This window comes from bacterium (genome assembly GCA_035549195.1).
Lineage (GTDB): Bacteria > Oederibacteriota > Muellerivitia > Muellerivitales > Muellerivitaceae > DASZRK01.
In genome coordinates this window covers 77388-94609 of the sequence record DASZRK010000075.1, presented here as the reverse complement: position 1 = coordinate 94609, position 17222 = coordinate 77388, and the positions used below count along the sequence as shown (strand labels likewise).

Genomic DNA, 17222 nt, shown 5'->3' with positions numbered 1-17222 from the left:
AGGCCCGGGGATGGCTGTTGAAATGGGACGCAGTCGATATAATGACCGTCTCTAATTTTCCATTTCCCCGAAGGGACCCATGCCGATCGAGAAAGTCGAGAAAGCCCGCAAACCATTCCTGACCTTCCTGAAATACGCCTTCATCCTGGGCTTCGCCCTGTCCGGGATCGTCCTGGGCTTCCTTTACGCCCAGCTCCAGGAACTCCCCGATATCAAACTTCTCCAGACCTCCAACCCGGCCCAGGCCACGCGCATCTATGACGTCAACGGCGAGGTCATCAGCCAGCTTTGGCTCGAGCAGCGCACCGTGGTCTCCCTCGACAAGATCCCCCAGACCCTGCAGGACGCCCTCATCGCCATCGAGGACGACCGTTTCTACCGCCATATCGGCATCGATCCCATCGGGATGGCCCGCGCCTTCATCCAGAACGTCCGGCACGGCGGCCAGAAGCTCCAGGGCGCCAGCACCCTGACCCAACAGTTGGCCCGGAACCTCTTCCTCACCCATGAGAAGACCTTCTCGCGGAAGATCCGCGAGATCCTGCTGGCCCTCCAGATCGAAAGGAACTATTCCAAGAAGGAGATCCTGGAGATGTACCTGAACCAGATCTACTTCGGGGAAGGCGCCTATGGGGTCGAATCGGCCGCCCGCAGCTACTTCGGGAAACACGTCGAGGACCTGACCCTTCCCGAATGCGCCCTGCTGGCCAGCCTGCCCAAGGCCCCCAATGACTATGATCCTTATAAAAGGCCCCTGGATGCCTTGGCCCGCCGCAACCTGGACCTCTCCCTCATGGCCGACCACGGCTTCATCACCCAACAAGAGTGCACCGAAGCCCGCAACACTCCCATCGAGCTCAAGAAGATCGAGGTGCAGAACGCCCCTTATTTCGTGGAATATGTCCGCCAGCAGTTGGAGCAACGTTATGGGTCCCAAATGGTCTACAAGGGCGGGCTATCGGTCTATACCACCCTCGACCTGAAGATGCAGGAAGCGGCCCAAAAGGCCTTGTCCAGGGGCGTGGCCAACGCCGAGATCGTGGCCCGCCGGGTCCGCCAGACCACGATCCCGGTGGACCAACCCATCCAAGGGGCCCTGCTGGCCATGGACCCCCACACCGGGGCCATCCGCGCCATGATCGGGGGCATCGACTACCGCAAGAGCGTCTTCAATCGGGCCATCCAAGCCAAGCGCCAGCCCGGATCCGCCTTCAAGCCTTTCATCTACGCGGCCGCCATCGAGAACGGCTACACCATGGCCGATGTGTTCCTCGATTCGCCGGTCGTCTATGACGACCCTTCCACGGGCAAACCCTGGCGACCCACCAATTTCTCGGGCAAGTTCAGGGGTCCCACCACGTTGCACACCGCCCTCATGTATTCCATCAACGTGGTCACCATCAAGCTGCTGGAAAAACTGGGGATCCAACCGGTGGTGAGCGTGGCGCGCCGGATGGGCATCAGTACCCCCATCAAGCCCAACTTGACATTGGGTTTGGGCACCTCGGAGGTAACGCTCCAGGACCTGGTCCAGGCCTTTTCGGTCTTCGCCAATCAGGGGGTCCGGGTCGAACCCTTCGCCATTCTTTCGGTCAAGGACTCTTCCGGCAAGGTCCTGGAGACCAACACCCCTTCTGCCCAGGACGCCCTGGACCCCGAGGTGGCCTACATCATGGCCCATACCATGAAGGACGTCGTGGATAACGGGACCGGGCGTATCGTCCGCCGGCTCGGGTTCACCTACCCGGCGGCGGGCAAGACCGGGACCACCAACGACAATGTGGATGCCTGGTTCATCGGCTACACACCCAGCCTGACCTGCGGGGTTTGGGTGGGCTATGACGAACGCCAAAGCCTGGGCCACCGGCAAACGGGTGGTGAGGCCGCGGCCCCGATCTGGGCCGAATTCATGAAAGTGGCCATGGAAGGCAAACCGGTGGAGGACTTCCAGCCTCCCAAGGGAACCGAGGCCGATTTCGTGCACAAGAAGATCTGCCTGGATAGCGGACTTTTGGCCAGCGCCTTCTGTCCCCGGACCAGGGACGAGATCTTCCGGAAGGAAACGGCCCCGACCCGGCTCTGCAACCTGCATACGGGCGGTGCGACCCTCAACGGTCTTGATTCCTCTTCGAACGATAACGGCGCGGGCCAACCCGCTGGCGACCTTTTAGAAATGGGTGCCCCGGCGATGGTCAAGAGCGCGACCCCCAATACAACCCCCGAGGAGGAGGAACCCGCCAAAACCGCCCCGGTCTCCCAGGAAGCCTACCCCGACGAGGGTTTCTGATCCGGTCATCCGGCCGGGTCATTCCACGATCTTATATTTCTTGCGGATCTCCGGTTCGGGCAGACCGTTGTAGTGCCACCATTCATGGGAAAGCTGCAGAAAGCCCGCCCCGGTCATGGCCCGGCGCAGGATAAGACGGTTCTCCATCTGGCCTTTCGTCAACTTCCCTTCCTCCAAGAACCTCTGCTCCAATTTCGGTTCGGACACCTCCGAGAAGGAATCGAAGGGCGTCCCCATATCCAATTCCCTGCCCTTTTCATCCAAAACGCTCAGGTCGATGGCCATCCCGAAATTATGAGGGGAACCGATCTCGGCGTTGGCAACGTATTTACGTTCGGGGGTGTCCTTGACCCGGTCCCACATGATCCATTGCACCGAATGGGGACGCAGGGCATCGAAGACAACGAAGGAATAACCCGGCCTTTCCTTCTGGAGCAGGTTCACCGCCCGGCGGAACATGGCGGCCGCGTCCTTATGTAGGAAGGCCTTTCGGAAGGGGCCATACATGTTGAGGCCCATAAAGTTGTCGGTCGTGGCGTACTTGAGCTTGATACGCACGTGGGGAAAGGCCGACAGGTCGACGTAGTCGAGATCTTTTTCCAGGGCATGAAGGGAGCGCAAGGGCGAACCTTTGGTGTGCTTGAGGGCTGTCCGGGCCTGAAGCCCGGCGGAGAGGGAGAGCAGGACCGCGAGAAAGGCCAGTGTCCTTCCCAAAGGGGCTCCTTCAGCCAGCGCCGTGACCTTTGATATGGTCCACCGCTAGGCGGAGGACCGGCCGAAGGATATCCATCGAGTCCTTCACCGCCGTCGGCGAACCCGGCAGGTTCAGGACCAGGGTCTTTCCCCGGATACCCGCCACGCCCCGGGTCAGGGCCACCAACGGGGTCTTCTCGTAGGCCTTGTTGCGAATGAGCTCGGGCAGGCCCGGGATCCATTTTTCACAGACCTGGTACATGGCCTCGGGCACCCGATCCTGGGCGCCGCAACCGATCCCATCGATGGTGAAGAGGATGTCCACCGTCCCGCTGTCGGCCGTCTGGACCAGTTGGCCCGCCAATTCCTGTTCCTCACCGCTCAAAGGCATGCGGGCCACCACTTCCCAGCCCATCTTGAGACAGGAAGCGTTCAGGATATCCCCCGCCTCATCCTTGGCCCCGGGAGCCGTGTACTTCTCACCGATGGAAAAAAGGGCGACTTGAATGGGCATGGTTCCCTCGCTTCGGAAAGGTTTAAAGATAGAGGAAGGGCGTTCAGGACCTAAAGGGTTTCAAGCAAATGATAACGGAGCGCTCGGAGAATTAAAACCCGACCTTACTTGGCCGGGGTCAAGGTACCGCTGTCGTCCGTCGGGGGAAGGTCCAAGTCCTTCGGGGGTGCCACATTACTGTCCTTCATAGGAGGGAGGGTTAGACCGGTCTTGTTGTTCCCCGCCTTGTCGGAAGGGGCCAGGTCCAGGTTCAAGTCCAAGGGAGGCGCCTGCATCCCGTCGATATCCCCGCTCACACCATCCAGGGATTCCAAGGCTTTCTGTTGATCCTCCGCACTGACCGTGGGCACCGGGGTCGGGGCAGGGGTCGGGGGTGCCGACGGCGGAGCCGGAGCCACCGAAGGGGCCATTTGTTCATTCAGGGCCGGCGGCGGGGGAACGCTCACATTATCCGAAGGCGCCACGCTGCTCTGGGGCACCGGGGGAGGGGCCAAAGGAACGGTCTCAACCACGGGAGTCGGAGCCGCGGTCTCGGCCGCTGAAGCGGGGAGCGGAGGAGGCGGTGGGGTTGAAGGGGACGCCGAGTTGCCATCCAGATCGGGCGGAGCCGTCACGTCGATCTGCGGCGGGGGAGGCATGGTCCCAGATTCCGATCCGACGGGGGACAAGGTCCCGCTCTCGGCCGGGGGAGGCGGAGCCGTTTCCGAGCCCATGGGCATGGGCGGCGGGGCCGGGGATTCTTCTGGAGCGGCGGCGGGTGCGGGTGCTTCCGGCGCGGCGGACGGGGCGCCCACTGTTTCAGGGCCGACAGTGGCCACGGGTTTCTCGGAAGGACCTGGGACATGGCCCGGGATCTTGGAAAGATCGCCTTGGTCGGCCGGCAAGGTCAGGGTTTTCAACTTGTGGGGTGCGGCCGGCAGATCCTTGACCGGTGCCACGCCTGCGGGAGCCGAGGAAGCCTCCGGGGCGGCCGGAGTTTCCTCAGGGGCCGGTGCGGCTTCCGGGGCGGCTGGTGCCTCGGGGGTCGTTTCGGCCGGAGCTTCAGGAGCGGGAGCCGCGGGTGTTTCGGGAGCAACGGCGGGCTCGGGGGTCGGGTTCTTGGCGGCTTCGGATTCAGCCTGCTTCTTTTCCCGATCCTTCAGGGCCTTTTCTTGTTCCTTCGTGATGGTGGGAAGCTGGGTCCGGATGTATCGGCGCAGGATCTCTTTCAGGTCCCGGACGGGTTCGAGATCGACCGGCCCTTGGGTCTTGGACAGGATGGTCTTCTCGTCCATGTTGCCCCAATAGTTCCCGCCCAAGGGGGCGGTGGTCGTGGAGCTGTTCACCACATCCTTGTCGTTGTCATGGACGCTGTTATAGGTGAACGAAACATAGGAGAAGTTCTTCAGGAAAAGACCGTAGGTGTTCTGGGTCAGGGTGTTGAACTGGAAGGTTCCCTGGATGGTGCCATCCAGGACCAAACCGGTCGCGTTCCCGTAGATCTTCCCGTTCTTGACATTGGCCGTGGTGGCGCCCCGCAGATAGAGGCCGCTCCCTTTGGTGATCTCGAACCATTGCAGATGGAGCTGGGTATCCTGGACCAGGAAAACGCCGCCGAGCACCCGGACGTTGGTCAAAAGGGCGGTCGCCCCATTGAGGAACAATTCGCTTTTCAGGCCCCCCTCGGTCATGTCCAGGACCACCGGGGCCGCGGCGGAACCCTCCGCATTAAGGGTGCCGTCCACCTCCAGGCCCGCCGGACCCCGGAACTGGACCCGCACATTGGGGCCGATATGGAGTGTGGCGCCCTTGGCGACAGTCACCTTGCCCTGGATGATGTAGGGATTGCCCGACGCCTCCCATTGGGTATCGGTGTTGATGGAGGACGGGACCTGGGTATCGGCGTGGAGGGCGATGGCGGCGGCGAAGAAGGCAAGGGACAAAAAGAGTTTCGTTTTTTTCATGGATCGGATGAAAACCCCGGGATCTGGGATAGCCGAACGTTCAATTAGGTCTGGGCCGCGAAAAGACCGGAGGGGACGCCCCCCGGAACCGCCGACGAAAAGCCTTAAAAAGCCCGGCTAATATAACACAAAACGATTTTCGATAAACTCAAAAGAGGCTTTCGGAAACCCTCAGGAGCGCGGGTTAAAGCCCTTTAAACAAAAAAGGAGCGGGGTGGTCCCCGCTCCTTAAAGGTTCAACCTGCGGACTTACTTCGAGGAATATTCCTTGCCCTTCCCCGAATGACGGATCGCGGCCTGGGCCGCGGCCAAACGGGCGATGGGCACCCGGTAAGGCGAACAGGAGACATAGTTGAGCCCCACCATGTGGCAGAACTCGACCGAATTGGGGTCTCCCCCATGCTCTCCGCAGATCCCCACTTTGAGCTTGGGTTTCACGCTCCGGCCCTTCTCCACACCCATCTTGACCAATTGGCCCACTCCACCGCGGTCCAGGACCTGGAAGGGGTCCTTCTCGTAGATGGCGTGGTCTTGGTAATGGCGGATGATCTTCGCGGTGTCGTCGCGGGAGAACCCGAAGGTGGTCTGGGTCAGGTCGTTGGTCCCGAAGCTGAAGAAGTCGGCCTCGGCCCCGATCTTGTCGGCCGTGACGGCGGCGCGCGGCAGCTCGATCATGGTCCCGATCAGGTACTCGAGCTTGACCCCATACTTGGCGATGGTCTCGTCGGCCTTCTTGATGACGATGGCCTTCTGGTCCTTGAGCTCGGCCACGTCCCCGACCAGCGGGATCATGATCTCGGGAACGATCTTCTTGCCCTTCTTCACCAGTTCGCAGGCGGCCGAAATGACGGCCTCGGTCTGCATCTCGGTGATCTCCGGATAGGTGATCCCCAGGCGGCAGCCCCGGTGGCCCAGCATGGGGTTGAACTCATGGAGTTCCTCCACCCGGTGCAGGAGCCTCTTGGCCTTTTGCAGGTCGGATCCGCCCTCGGTGACCAGTTCCAGGGCCTTCTTGATGGTTTCGTTGGAGGTGCTGTTCTTTCCGGTGGCCTCCATCTTGGCCACCTCGACCATCAACTCCTCGCGCTTGGGCAGGAATTCGTGCAGGGGCGGGTCCAGGAAACGGACCGTCACCGGGAACCCTTCCATGGCCTCGAATAATCCCAGGAAGTCCGACTTCTGCATGGGCAGGAGTTTCTTCAAGGCTTCCCGGCGGGAAGCCTCGTCGGTGGCCAGGATCATGGCCTGCATATGGGGGAGCCTATCCTCGTCGAAGAACATGTGCTCGGTGCGGCAGAGCCCGATACCCTCGGCACCGAAAGCGCGGGCCACCTTAGCGTCGCGCGGGATGTCGGCATTGGCGCGCACCTTGAGGGTGCGAGCAGCGTCCGCCCAGGCCATCAGGACCCCGAAGTCGCCGGAAAGCTCGGCCTCGATGGTCGGGACCTTGCCCTTGATCACTTCGCCGGTGGACCCATTGATGGAGACCCAGTCACCCTCGTTGATGACCGTGGAACCGACCGTGAAACGCTTGTTGTGCTCGTCCACCTTGATGGTCTCGCAACCTGCCACGCAGGTCTTGCCCATCCCGCGGGCGACCACCGCCGCGTGGGAGGTCATGCCGCCGCGGGCGGTCAGGATGCCTTCCGCCGCGTCCATCCCGTGGATATCGTCCGGAGAGGTCTCCAGACGGACCAGGATGCACTTCTTGCCCTCGGACTTGAAATTGACCGCTTCATCGGCGGTAAAGACCGCCTGGCCGGTGGCGGCGCCAGGGGAGGCCGGTAAACCTTTGGTGATGACCTCTTTCGGGGCCTTGGGATCGAACACCGGATGGAGCAATTGGTCGAGCTGGATGGGCTCGACGCGCTGGAGCGCCTCCTCCTTGGTGATGAGCTTCTCGTTCACCAGGTCGATGGCGATCTTGACGGCCGCCGCCGCCGTGCGCTTTCCCGTGCGGGTCTGCAACATGAAGAGCTTCTTTTTCTCGATGGTGAACTCGAAATCCTGGATATCACGATAGTGTTTCTCCAAGCGCTTGGTGGTCTCGTAGAGCTGCTTGAAGACGCTGGGCATGTCCTTTTCGAGATTGGCGATGGGCTGGGGGGTGCGGATCCCGGCCACCACGTCCTCGCCCTGGGCATTCAGGAGGTATTCGCCGTAGAACTTCTTCTCGCCCGTGGCCGGGTTGCGGGTGAACCCCACACCGGTGCCCGAGTCGTCGCCCATGTTCCCGAACACCATGGACTGCACGTTGACGGCCGTCCCGATGTCGTGGGGGATGTCGTTCTGCTTGCGGTAATAGATGGCCCGGTCGTTCATCCAGGAACGGAAGACCGCGTCCCGGGCGCCCCGAAGTTGGGCCATGACGTCCTGGGGGAAGTCCTGTCCCTTCTTCTCGCGGATGAGCTTCTTGAACTTCTCGACCAGCTCCTTCAGGTCGGCGGCGGTGAGCTGGGTGTCCAGCTTCACGCTCTTCTCCTCCTTCATGGTGTCGATGACGCGTTCGAAGACCTCTTTGCCCATGTCCAGCACCACGTTCCCGTACATCTGCACGAAACGGCGGTAGGAATCCCAGGCGAAACGTTCGTTGTTGGTGGAAGCCACCAGGCCTTTGATGGTCTCATCGTTCAGGCCCAGGTTCAGGATGGTGTCCATCATGCCTGGCATGGAGAACTTGGCGCCGGAACGGACCGAGACCAGCAGGGGGTTGTTGCGGTCGCCGAACTTCTTGCCCAGGGATTTCTCCAGGCGGGCCAAGTGGACCTGCATTTCCTTGTCGATGGATTCGGGGACCTTCTTGTTGTTCTCGTAATAGATGCGGCAGGTCTCGGTCGTGATGGTGAAGCCCGGGGGGACCGGTACGCCGGCGTTGGTCATTTCGGCGAGGCCCGCTCCCTTCCCGCCCAATTCCGCCTTCATGGTGCCGGTGCCCTCGGCCTTCCCGTTGCCGAAGAAATAGACGAACTTGCTCCCCTTCTTGCTACCGGCGGCCTTCTTGGTCTTCGCGGCTTTCTTCGGCATGGACTTCCTCCTGGCAGGATCAAAAGATTTGGGTCTTCAATGCCATCCCGGCGGCTTTGGAAAAGGGCCAAAGCGGAAACCTTGCGGATGAGCGGCCATGAACGTCGGGGTGGCGGAAAGGCGGTTATTGTAGCAAAGGGGTCTTTCTTTTCAACGAAGGCGGGTCAAATAAGGAGGGTGAAAAACCAAGGATTGGGCCCCGTTGGCCAGAGCCGTCAACTTTTAGGGTTCGAACCCGGGGAGGCCGCGTTCTCCGAGGCATAGACCAATTTCCGGAAATCACAGACCCGAAGGAAAAGCTCGGCGGCCTGCTGGAGGAGGGCCAGGCGGTTGTTCCGCACCTTGACGTTCTTGTCCATGACCATGACCTTCTCGAAGAAGGCGTGGATGGGCTGGATGAGCGTCTCCAGGTGCCCGATCAGGTCCTCGTAATAGCTTTCCGCATGAGGATCCGTATCGGCGACCAGCTTTTGGGCGAACTGGACCTTGTCGAAAAGGTCCCTCTCCTCCTCCATCTTGAGGAGGGGCTTGGAAACCTTGGCGGTCACCTTCTTGGGCGGCAGGATGCGTAGCACCCGGCCCGCGGCGGTGGCAAGTTTCTGGAAATCCGGGTCCATCTTGAGTTTCTGGATCGTCTCGGCCTTGGCGATCATCTCGATCAAGGTCGGGGCTGCGGTCGCCGTGGAGGCATTGATGACGTCATAGACCAGGCCACGTCCTTCCAGGATGGTCTGTAAGCGCCCATTGAAGAAATCGAGGATCTGGGCCGTGACCTTCGAACTCACCTTGCCCCCGAACTGTTTCTGGGTGGTGGTCACCAGGTCGTCCAAGGAGACTTTCAAGCGGCTTTCCAAGAGGATCTGCATGATCCCCAAGGCCTGGCGCCGAAGGGCGAAGGGGTCCTGGGAGCCCGTCGGGATGACCCCGGCCAGGAAGCACCCCACGATGGTATCGAGCTTGTCGGCCATGCTCAGAAGGGACGATGCCCCGGCGGGCGGCAGTTTGTCCCCGGAGAACCGGGGGAAATAATGGAACTGAACGGCCTCGCCGACCTCCGGCTTGCCTTGTTGGGCCGCGTAGAGCCCGCCCATGACGCCTTGGAGGCTGTTGAATTCCTTCTCGCGGATGATGTTGGTCGCCAGGTCCGCCTTGCAAAGGAGGGCCGCCTGGGCCGCCGTCTCGACCTTTTCCTTCGGGATGCCGCAAAGGGGGCCCAATTTCTTGACCAGGCCGGACAAGCGTTCGGCCTTGTCGGCCATGGTCCCCATCCCCTCCAACCAGGTGATGCCGGCCACCTTCTCGGCCCAACCTTCCAATGGCAGTTTCAGGTCCTCGGCGACGAAGAACTTGGCGTCCTCGAGCCGGGCCTTGAGGACGGCCTCATTGGAGCGGATGACCACCGCTTTGTCCCTGGGGGTCCCATTGATGACCCCGATGAAATAGGGGGCCAGGTTGCCTTGGGCGTCGCGCACCGCGAAGTATTTCTGGTGTTCCCGCATGGCCGTCACGATGACCTGTTCGGGGAGGGTGAGGTACTGGGGGTCGAAGGACCCCATGATGACGTCCGGGGCCTCGATGAGGTTGTTCACATCGTCCAAAAGTTCCGGGTCGGCGATGACCGTGGTGTTCCGTTCGGCGGCGGCCTGTTGGACCTTGTTCCAGATGGTCTGGCGGCGCTCGTCGGGAGCGGCCACCACGCCGGCGCTGCGCAGGACATCCAGGTAATCCCCCGCTTCCACCACGTCCAAAGGCCCCTGCTTGAGGGCCCTTAAACCCCGGGTCTCCCGGCTGCTGTAAAGGCCTGCGATCCCGAAGGGGATGACCGATCGGGAATAGACCGAACAAACCCAGCGGATGGGGCGGGCGAAGAGGAAATCCCCATTGCCCCAGCGTTGGACCTTGGGGAACCGGATCTTCTTGATGACCTCGGGGAAGACCTCGGCCATGATCTCGGAGGTCATGCGCCCACCGCTCTTCTTGTGGGCCACCACCACCTCGCCCTTGGGGGTCATCATGCGTTTCAGGGAGGCCGCCGACACGCCCTGCGCCTTGGCAAAACCCTCCCCGGCGCGGGTGGGCAGCCCATGCTCGTCGAAAGCCACCGACACCGGAGGCCCGGTCACTTCCTTCATGATCTCCTGCTGCATCTCAGGCAATCCCTTGAAGAAAAGGGCCAAGCGCCGGGGGGTGTAATAGGTGTAGAGGTACTGGTAACTGATCTTATGTTCTTTCAAGGAAGCTTCCGCGGCCGCGACCATCTGGTCGATGGCCGGCCGGATATAGGAGGAAGGGAGTTCCTCGCAACCGATCTCCAGGATGGCGTCCTTGGTCAGGTACATGGCTTAACCTTTTTTCAAGAGCGGAAAACCCAGCTCTTCCCTTTCCTTCACATAGACGGTGGCCACCGCCTTGGCCATCGCCCGCACCCGGGCGATGTAGTGGGTACGCTCGGCCACCGAAATGGCCCCCCGGGCGTCCAGCAGATTGAAGGTGTGCGAGGCCTTGATGACATAGTCATAGGCCGGGGCGGTCAACCGGAGTTCGAGGAGCCGCCGGACCTCCCCTTCGTAATCCTTGAAATGGCGTAGCAACATCTTCGTGTTGGCATGCTCGAAGTTGAAGGCCGAGAACTGTTTCTCCGACTGGAGGAAGATGTCCCGGTAGGTGATGTCCTTGCCCCCGTAATGCAGGTCCCAGACGCTGTCCACTCCCTGGATGACCGAGGCGATGCGTTCCAGTCCGAAGGTGATCTCGCCGGACACGGGTTTCAGTTCCAGCCCGCCGGTCACCTGGAAGAAGGTGAATTGGGTGATCTCGATCCCGTCCATCCAGACCTGCCAGCCCAGCCCCGAGGCCCCCAGGGTCGGGGATTCCCAGTCGTCCTCCACGAAACGGATGTCGTGTTCGTCCTGGCGGATGCCGATCTGTTCCAAGCTCTCCAAGTAGAGCTCCACCATGTTGTCCGGGGAAGGTTTCAGGATGATCTGGTATTGGTAGTAATGCTGCATCCGGTTGGGATTCTCGCCGTAACGGCCGTCCTTGGGGCGGCGGCAGGGGTCCACATAGGCCACATGGTAGGGTTCGGGGCCCAGGACACGGAAAAAGGTGGCCGGGTTGAAGGTTCCCGCGCCCTTTTCAAGGTCATAGGGCTGTTGAACCACGCAACCCTGGCGGCCCCAGAATTGGTTGAGGGTAAAAATGAGTTCTTGGAACGAGGGGGCCATGCTTTTCCTGGGAAAATGGGGTGTTTGGAAAATAAGGGATTTAAAAAAACTTCGCAAGCTAAAAAGGCCTTTTTACGCGGATGAAAGGCAAAAAAAAAGCCCCTGGCTTCCGCCGGGGGCTTTTCAACGTTCTAGCCGTGCTTCAGATCCGGCGGACGTTCTCAGCCTTCAGGCCCTTTTGACCTTGGGTCACGTCGAATTCGACGCGGTCACCCTCGTTCAAAGTCTTGAACCCGTCAGCCTGAATGGAGGAAAAATGCACGAACACATCTTCGCCTCCGTCCTGGGAGATGAATCCAAAGCCCTTCTCGTTCTTGAACCACTTCACGGTACCTTGAGCCATTCTGCGAACCTCAAAAAATTGAATTAACAACTCCTGGGATGGAAGCTCCAGGAGCGGTTATTTTAAATCAAGAAAACGGGGCTTTTAAGATTTTTTTAAAGGGCCGAAAAGCGGTCAATGCAGGGTCAGGGAAAGTAAGGAGAACTCCAGGAAGATCAACCCTACCACCAATACGGTGCCCAACAGGATCCAACCCCATCCCTCGATGGCCGGCATGGCCAAAAGGGGCTTTTTCCCGGGCCAGATCCGCACCTCGTCCCCGGCCGTGGGTTCCAGATGGTCCGGCCAAGCGGGGTAGACGCCGTACACGTTCGGATGGACCTGGGGCTTCTTCTTAGGGGACGGTTCTTCCGATGAATTCGTGACCGAAAGGGTGAAAAGCCCCCCCACCCGGGTGCCCGTATGGCAACCGTGGGTGCGGTCGGACACGGCGACCACCTTGCCGTCCACGCCGCCTTGGTTGGTCAAAAGGGCCACCATCGGGAAACTCAGCAGCGCCAACCCCATTAGGAGGAAAAGGACGCAGAGGACGACTCCCAACGTTTTCATGAGGATCAGGCGGGCTGTGGATCTCCAGGACGCATCGGGCATGAGGATCTCTTCTTGAGTGCGGGGATTTTGACGGGGGACATTGTATGCCCCGCCTTACGCCCTTTCTAATCCTTTTTGCCGCCGGAACCCGGGGTTTTAACGGGACGCTTACATCATTCCCAATTGGAGCCGGGCGGCCTCGCTCATGAGGGATTGGTTCCAGGGCGGCTCGAAAGTGACATCCACCAGGGCTTCCTTGACCCCCTGGATGCGCTTGAGCTTTTGCTCGATCTCGGCCTTGAGGACGGTCGACATCCCGCAGCCGGGAGCGGTCAGGGTCATGACCACGTGGACCTTCTTCCCCCCCTGGGAGTGGTCCTCGACGGAGCATTCGTAGATCAGGCCCAGTTCGACGATATCCACCGGGATCTCAGGGTCGTAGCAGGTGCGAAGCTGTTTCCAGACGTCGTCCTCCACCTCCTTGGCGTCCCGGGGGGTTTCATCGCCATATTCCAGCTTGAAGACCTTGGCTTCCTCGGGCACTTCCTTGCCGATCACGTCGGCGTCCTTGCCGTCGAGACGGACCAGTTGGCCGTTGTCCCTTTGCAAGGTGAAGCTTCCACCCAGGTTCTGGGTGATATAGACCTTCTCATCCTTGAAGACCACCGACTCGGTCCCATAGGGAATGGTGATGACCTTGCAATCCCGGGCGAGGGTGACCAGTTCCTGGGTCTGGCTCATGGCGCCACCCCGTCGTCGGTGGAGACCAGGTCCTTGGACTGGTGCAGGGCCGCTTCCAGGGTGTGCCAGGCCAGGCTGGCGCACTTGACCCGGGCCGGGTAATCCCGCACACCCTGGAAGACCTTGAGCTTGCCCAGCTCGGTCGGTTTGGCGCCTTCCTTGCCCATCACCATGTCGTGGAACTGGTGGAACATCCGCTCCGCCTCCTCGGTCTTTTTCCCCTTCAGGGCCATGGTCATCATCGAGGCCGAGGCCTTGGAAATGGCGCAGCCCGACCCTTTGAATTTCACGTCCTCGATCCGGCCATCCACGCCCACCTTCAGGTCCAACGCGATCTTATCGCCGCAAAGCGGGTTGAAACCATCCGCGTGGCGGTTGGCTTCGGCCAGTTCCCCGAAATTGCGCGGGTTCTTCTGATGGTCCAGGATCAGGTCCTGATAGAGGTCGCTGAAATCCGACATCAAAGCCTCGATTCTTAATTTTTAATTCTTAATTTTGAATTCAAAACTAAGAATTCAAAATTGAAAATTGTCATCGAAATACTTCGATGACTTTCTTGATCCCCTTGGCCAGCGCATCCAACTCTTCCTTGGTGTTGTAAAGCCCCAGCGAAGCGCGGGCGGTCGCCGGGATATCGAAACGGTCCATGACCGGCTGGGCGCAATGGTGCCCGGCGCGGATGGCGATGCCCTGCCGGTCCAGGATGGTCCCGATGTCGTGGGGATGGATCTCGCCCAAGGTGAAGGAAAGCACCCCTGCCTTGTGGGCGGCGGTCCCCACCGGCATCACCCCGGGTATCTCCTTAAGAAGGGCCGTTCCATATTCCAAGAGGGATTTCTCGTGGGCGGCGATGGCGGAGAGCCCGATGGCGGAGACGTAATCCAGCGCGGCGCCCAGGCCAATGACCTCGGCGATGGCCGGTGTTCCCGCCTCGAACTTGTGGGGCGGTTTCTTATAGAGGGTCTTCTCGATCGTGACGGACATGATCATGTCCCCGCCGCCTTGGTAGGGCGGCACGGCATCCAAAAGGGCGTACTTTCCATAAAGGACGCCGATCCCCGTGGGTCCATAGACCTTATGGCCCGAGAACACGTAGAAATCGCAGTCCAGGTCCTGGACATCCACCGGTACATGGGGCACGGCCTGGGCGCCGTCCACCAACACCTTGGCTCCCACGGCATGGGCCAGGGCCACGATCCCCTTGATCGGATTGACGGTGCCCAGGGCGTTCGATACATGGGTCAGGGCCAAGAGCTTCACTTGGGGGGTCAGGAGCTTCCCCAATTCCTCCGGAATGAGCTCGCCCCGGTCGTTGATCGGCACCGCCTTGACCTTGGCGCCCCGCTCGGCCGCGATCATCTGCCAAGGCACGATATTGGAATGGTGCTCCATCACGGTCAGGAGGATCTCATCGCCCGGCCCCAAGTTCTGCCGGCCCCAGGTCTGGGCCACCAGGTTGATGGCCTCGGTGGCTCCCCGGGTGAAAACGATCTCGGAGGCCGACTTGGCGTTCAGGAAGGCGCGGACCTTCTCCCGCGCCCCTTCGTACTGGGCCGTGGCTTTCTCGCTCAGGAAATGCACGCCCCGGTGGATGTTGGCGTTGGTATGGCGGTAGTAACCGTCCAAGGCCTCGAGGACCGCCTCGGGTTTTTGGGTGGTCGCGGCGTTGTCCAGGTAGATGAGCGGCTTTCCATGCACCTTCTCGCGCAGGATCGGAAAGTCCTTTCGGAACCTTTGAACATTGAAGGTCTTGTCTTTCGCGGAAATGCTTTCCTTCGCGGCCTTGTGGCTCCGTGTCGTGTGTTGCCTTGGCACCGTGAGTTTCATGGTTTCCCCTCCAGCCACTCCTCCACCATCTTCCGGTAAGGCCCTTGCAAATGGGCGTCCTGGACCCTTCCCACCATTTCGCCGGCGAAGGCATAGACCAGGCTCCGGAGGGCCTCCTCCCGGCCGATGCCGCGCGAACGGAAGTAGAAAAGGGCCTCCTCGTCCAGTTGGCCCGTGGCGGAGCCGTGGGAGCACTTCACGTCGTTGGCGTAGATCTGCAATTGGGGCTTGGCATAGACCTTGGCGTCCTTGGACAGTTCCAGGTTCTTGTTGGATTGGCGGGCATCGGTCTTTTGGGCGCCCTCGCGCACCAGCACCCGCCCGTCGAAGACCGAGGCGGAACCCTTATCGGCCACAGCCTTGAACAATTGGTCGCTGGTCCCGTAGGGCGCCTGATGGTCCACGAAACTGTGGAGTTCCAGCATCTGCTTGCCCCGGGACAAGGACAACCCCTCCAGGGCGCACTCGGCGTGGGGTTCGGCCAGGGCCACCTCGACCTCGCTCCGTCCCAGCGCCCCGCCGGTGGAAAGGGTCCGTGACAGGAAGCGGCTTCCTTGGGATTGGCGCACCGCCACCACCCCCAGGTGGAAGGACAGGTCGCTTTCTTGCTGGATCTTGGTATGTTCCAGCCGCGTGTCCTTTTCGAGCGCGATCTTGGTGACCGCGTTGGTGAAATAGGGGTTCAGATTGTTGCCCCAGTAGTGTTCGACTACCTTGGCGCTGGACCCTTCCTCCATCAAGATGAGGTTCCGCACATGGGATTGGGTCGGCCGCCCCGAATTGCTCGAGAGGTAGACCACATGCAAGGGACGCTCCAGGGACCTTCCTTTGGGGACATGGAGGAAAAGACCATCGGTGAAATAGGCGTAATTGAGGGCCACGAAAGGCCGGTTCTCGAAGGGCAAGATATGGGAGAAATAGCGCTTCAGGGGGCCGTCGGACAGGCTCTGGATGAGGCTCTGGACCTTCACCCCGCGGGGCATTTCCTGGACCGCCGAGAGCGCCGGGGAATGATGCCCGTTCACGAAGACCAACAGATCGGCCTTTCCCATGTCGAACCCCAGGGAAGCCAGTTCCCGGGCCACGGTCTCCTTGGAGCGGCGGTCGCCCTGGAGGGCGAAGGAGACCTTGAAGAGGGGGTCCAGGTCGGCGTAACGCCAGGCCTCTTCCTCGGCGGTGGGAAGGGCGGCCTTCTCGAAATAGGCCAAGGCGGCCTCGCGGGTCTCGCGGATCCAGAAGGGGTCCTTGGTCAGCGCGGACTTTTCCCAGTCGTTGAAGGCTTCCAGGTAGTTCTTCTTGAAATCGACGGCGTTCATATCAGACCTTCGCTTCCTTTTTCCCCTCGGGGGCGACCCAGCCGTAGCCCTTCTCTTCCAGTTCCAGGGCCAGTTCCTTGCCGCCGCTCTTGACGATACGGCCCTTGGCCAGCACATGGACCCGGTCGGGCACGATGTAGTCGAGCAGGCGCTGGTAGTGGGTGACCATGAGGAAGGACCGTTGGGCGTCCTTGAGGGCGTTCACCCCCTCGGCCACCACCTTGAGGGCGTCGATATCGAGCCCCGAATCGGTCTCGTCCAGGATCGCCAATTTGGGTTCGAGCACCGCCATCTGGAGCACCTCGTTCTTCTTCTTTTCCCCGCCCGAGAAACCCTCGTTCACCGAACGCTGCAACATGGATTCGTCCATCTTCAAGGGCTTGAGCTTGGCCTTCACCAGTTCCAAGAAGTCCATGGCGTCCAGTTCCTCTTCCCCGCGGGACTTGCGCAGGGCGTTCAGGGCGGCCTTGAGGAAATAGGTGTTGTTCACCCCGGGGATCTCCACCGGGTATTGGAAGGCCAGGAAGATACCGGCGCGGGCCCGGTCCTCCGGGGCCAGGGCCAACAGGTCCTTCCCCTCGAAGAGCACTTGGCCGCCCGTCACCTCGTATCCATCGCGCCCGGCCAACACGTGGGCCAGGGTGCTCTTGCCCGAGCCATTGGGGCCCATGATGGCGTGCACTTCCCCCGCCTTGACCGTCAGATTGATCCCTTGGAGGATCGGCTGGTCCCCCGCCTTCACTTGTAGGTCCTTGATCTCGAGCATGCTGGTCCTTTCC

The 17222-nt window shown here is 60.9% G+C and carries 14 protein-coding genes; 1 reads left to right on the top strand and 13 read right to left on the bottom strand.

The genetic code is table 11. From position 1 onward, the window contains the following. Nucleotides 1-79: 79 nt before the first annotated feature. Nucleotides 80-2287, top strand: coding sequence for a PBP1A family penicillin-binding protein (locus VHE12_13115; protein ID HVZ81723.1), 2208 nt, complete (start codon nucleotides 80-82; stop codon nucleotides 2285-2287). An 18-nt stretch (nucleotides 2288-2305) separates the two neighbouring features. Here the strand turns inward: VHE12_13115 and VHE12_13110 are convergent, their stop codons facing one another. From VHE12_13110 to sufC, 13 genes are all read right to left on the bottom strand, one after another. Next, on the bottom strand, nucleotides 2306-3001 hold the full coding sequence (locus VHE12_13110) for a M15 family metallopeptidase (GenBank protein ID HVZ81722.1): 696 nt from the start codon (nucleotides 2999-3001) through the stop codon (nucleotides 2306-2308). Nucleotides 3002-3011: 10 nt separating this feature from the next. Then, a complete protein-coding gene (locus VHE12_13105; GenBank protein HVZ81721.1) occupies nucleotides 3012-3494 on the bottom strand; it encodes a molybdopterin-binding protein in 483 nt (160 codons plus the stop codon). 104 nt (nucleotides 3495-3598) lie between these two features. After that, nucleotides 3599-5437: a right-handed parallel beta-helix repeat-containing protein gene (locus VHE12_13100; protein HVZ81720.1), complete on the bottom strand. Its 1839-nt coding sequence runs from the start codon at nucleotides 5435-5437 to the stop codon at nucleotides 3599-3601. Nucleotides 5438-5686: 249 nt separating this feature from the next. Beyond that, nucleotides 5687-8461, bottom strand: coding sequence for a pyruvate, phosphate dikinase (ppdK, locus tag VHE12_13095; protein ID HVZ81719.1), 2775 nt, complete (start codon nucleotides 8459-8461; stop codon nucleotides 5687-5689). A 215-nt stretch (nucleotides 8462-8676) separates the two neighbouring features. Continuing rightward, complete coding sequence (gene glyS, locus VHE12_13090) at nucleotides 8677-10800, bottom strand: glycine--tRNA ligase subunit beta (protein ID HVZ81718.1); 2124 nt, start codon at nucleotides 10798-10800, stop codon at nucleotides 8677-8679. A 3-nt stretch (nucleotides 10801-10803) separates the two neighbouring features. Continuing rightward, nucleotides 10804-11685, bottom strand: a complete 882-nt coding sequence (locus VHE12_13085) for a glycine--tRNA ligase subunit alpha (GenBank protein HVZ81717.1) — start codon at nucleotides 11683-11685, stop codon at nucleotides 10804-10806. Nucleotides 11686-11827: 142 nt separating this feature from the next. Next, on the bottom strand, nucleotides 11828-12028 hold the full coding sequence (locus VHE12_13080; protein HVZ81716.1) for a cold-shock protein: 201 nt from the start codon (nucleotides 12026-12028) through the stop codon (nucleotides 11828-11830). A gap of 114 nt (nucleotides 12029-12142) precedes the next feature. Beyond that, on the bottom strand, nucleotides 12143-12619 hold the full coding sequence (locus VHE12_13075; protein ID HVZ81715.1) for a hypothetical protein: 477 nt from the start codon (nucleotides 12617-12619) through the stop codon (nucleotides 12143-12145). Nucleotides 12620-12727: 108 nt separating this feature from the next. Beyond that, nucleotides 12728-13300, bottom strand: a complete 573-nt coding sequence (gene sufT, locus VHE12_13070) for a putative Fe-S cluster assembly protein SufT (GenBank protein ID HVZ81714.1) — start codon at nucleotides 13298-13300, stop codon at nucleotides 12728-12730. Next, nucleotides 13297-13761, bottom strand: a complete 465-nt coding sequence (locus VHE12_13065) for an SUF system NifU family Fe-S cluster assembly protein (protein ID HVZ81713.1) — start codon at nucleotides 13759-13761, stop codon at nucleotides 13297-13299. The genes sufT and VHE12_13065 overlap by 4 nt, the downstream gene beginning before the upstream one ends. A 70-nt stretch (nucleotides 13762-13831) precedes the next feature. Continuing rightward, the gene (locus VHE12_13060) at nucleotides 13832-15127 is read right to left on the bottom strand and encodes a cysteine desulfurase (GenBank protein ID HVZ81712.1); all 1296 of its coding nucleotides are present in this window, start codon (nucleotides 15125-15127) and stop codon (nucleotides 13832-13834) included. Next, nucleotides 15124-16443 carry a Fe-S cluster assembly protein SufD gene (sufD, locus tag VHE12_13055; GenBank protein ID HVZ81711.1) on the bottom strand — a complete coding sequence of 440 codons (1320 nt, stop codon included), beginning with the start codon at nucleotides 16441-16443 and terminating at the stop codon, nucleotides 15124-15126. The genes VHE12_13060 and sufD overlap by 4 nt, the downstream gene beginning before the upstream one ends. A 1-nt stretch (nucleotide 16444) precedes the next feature. Further along, nucleotides 16445-17209 (bottom strand): Fe-S cluster assembly ATPase SufC, encoded by a 765-nt coding sequence (sufC, locus tag VHE12_13050; protein HVZ81710.1) that lies wholly within the window; start codon nucleotides 17207-17209, stop codon nucleotides 16445-16447. Nucleotides 17210-17222: the final 13 nt, after the last annotated feature.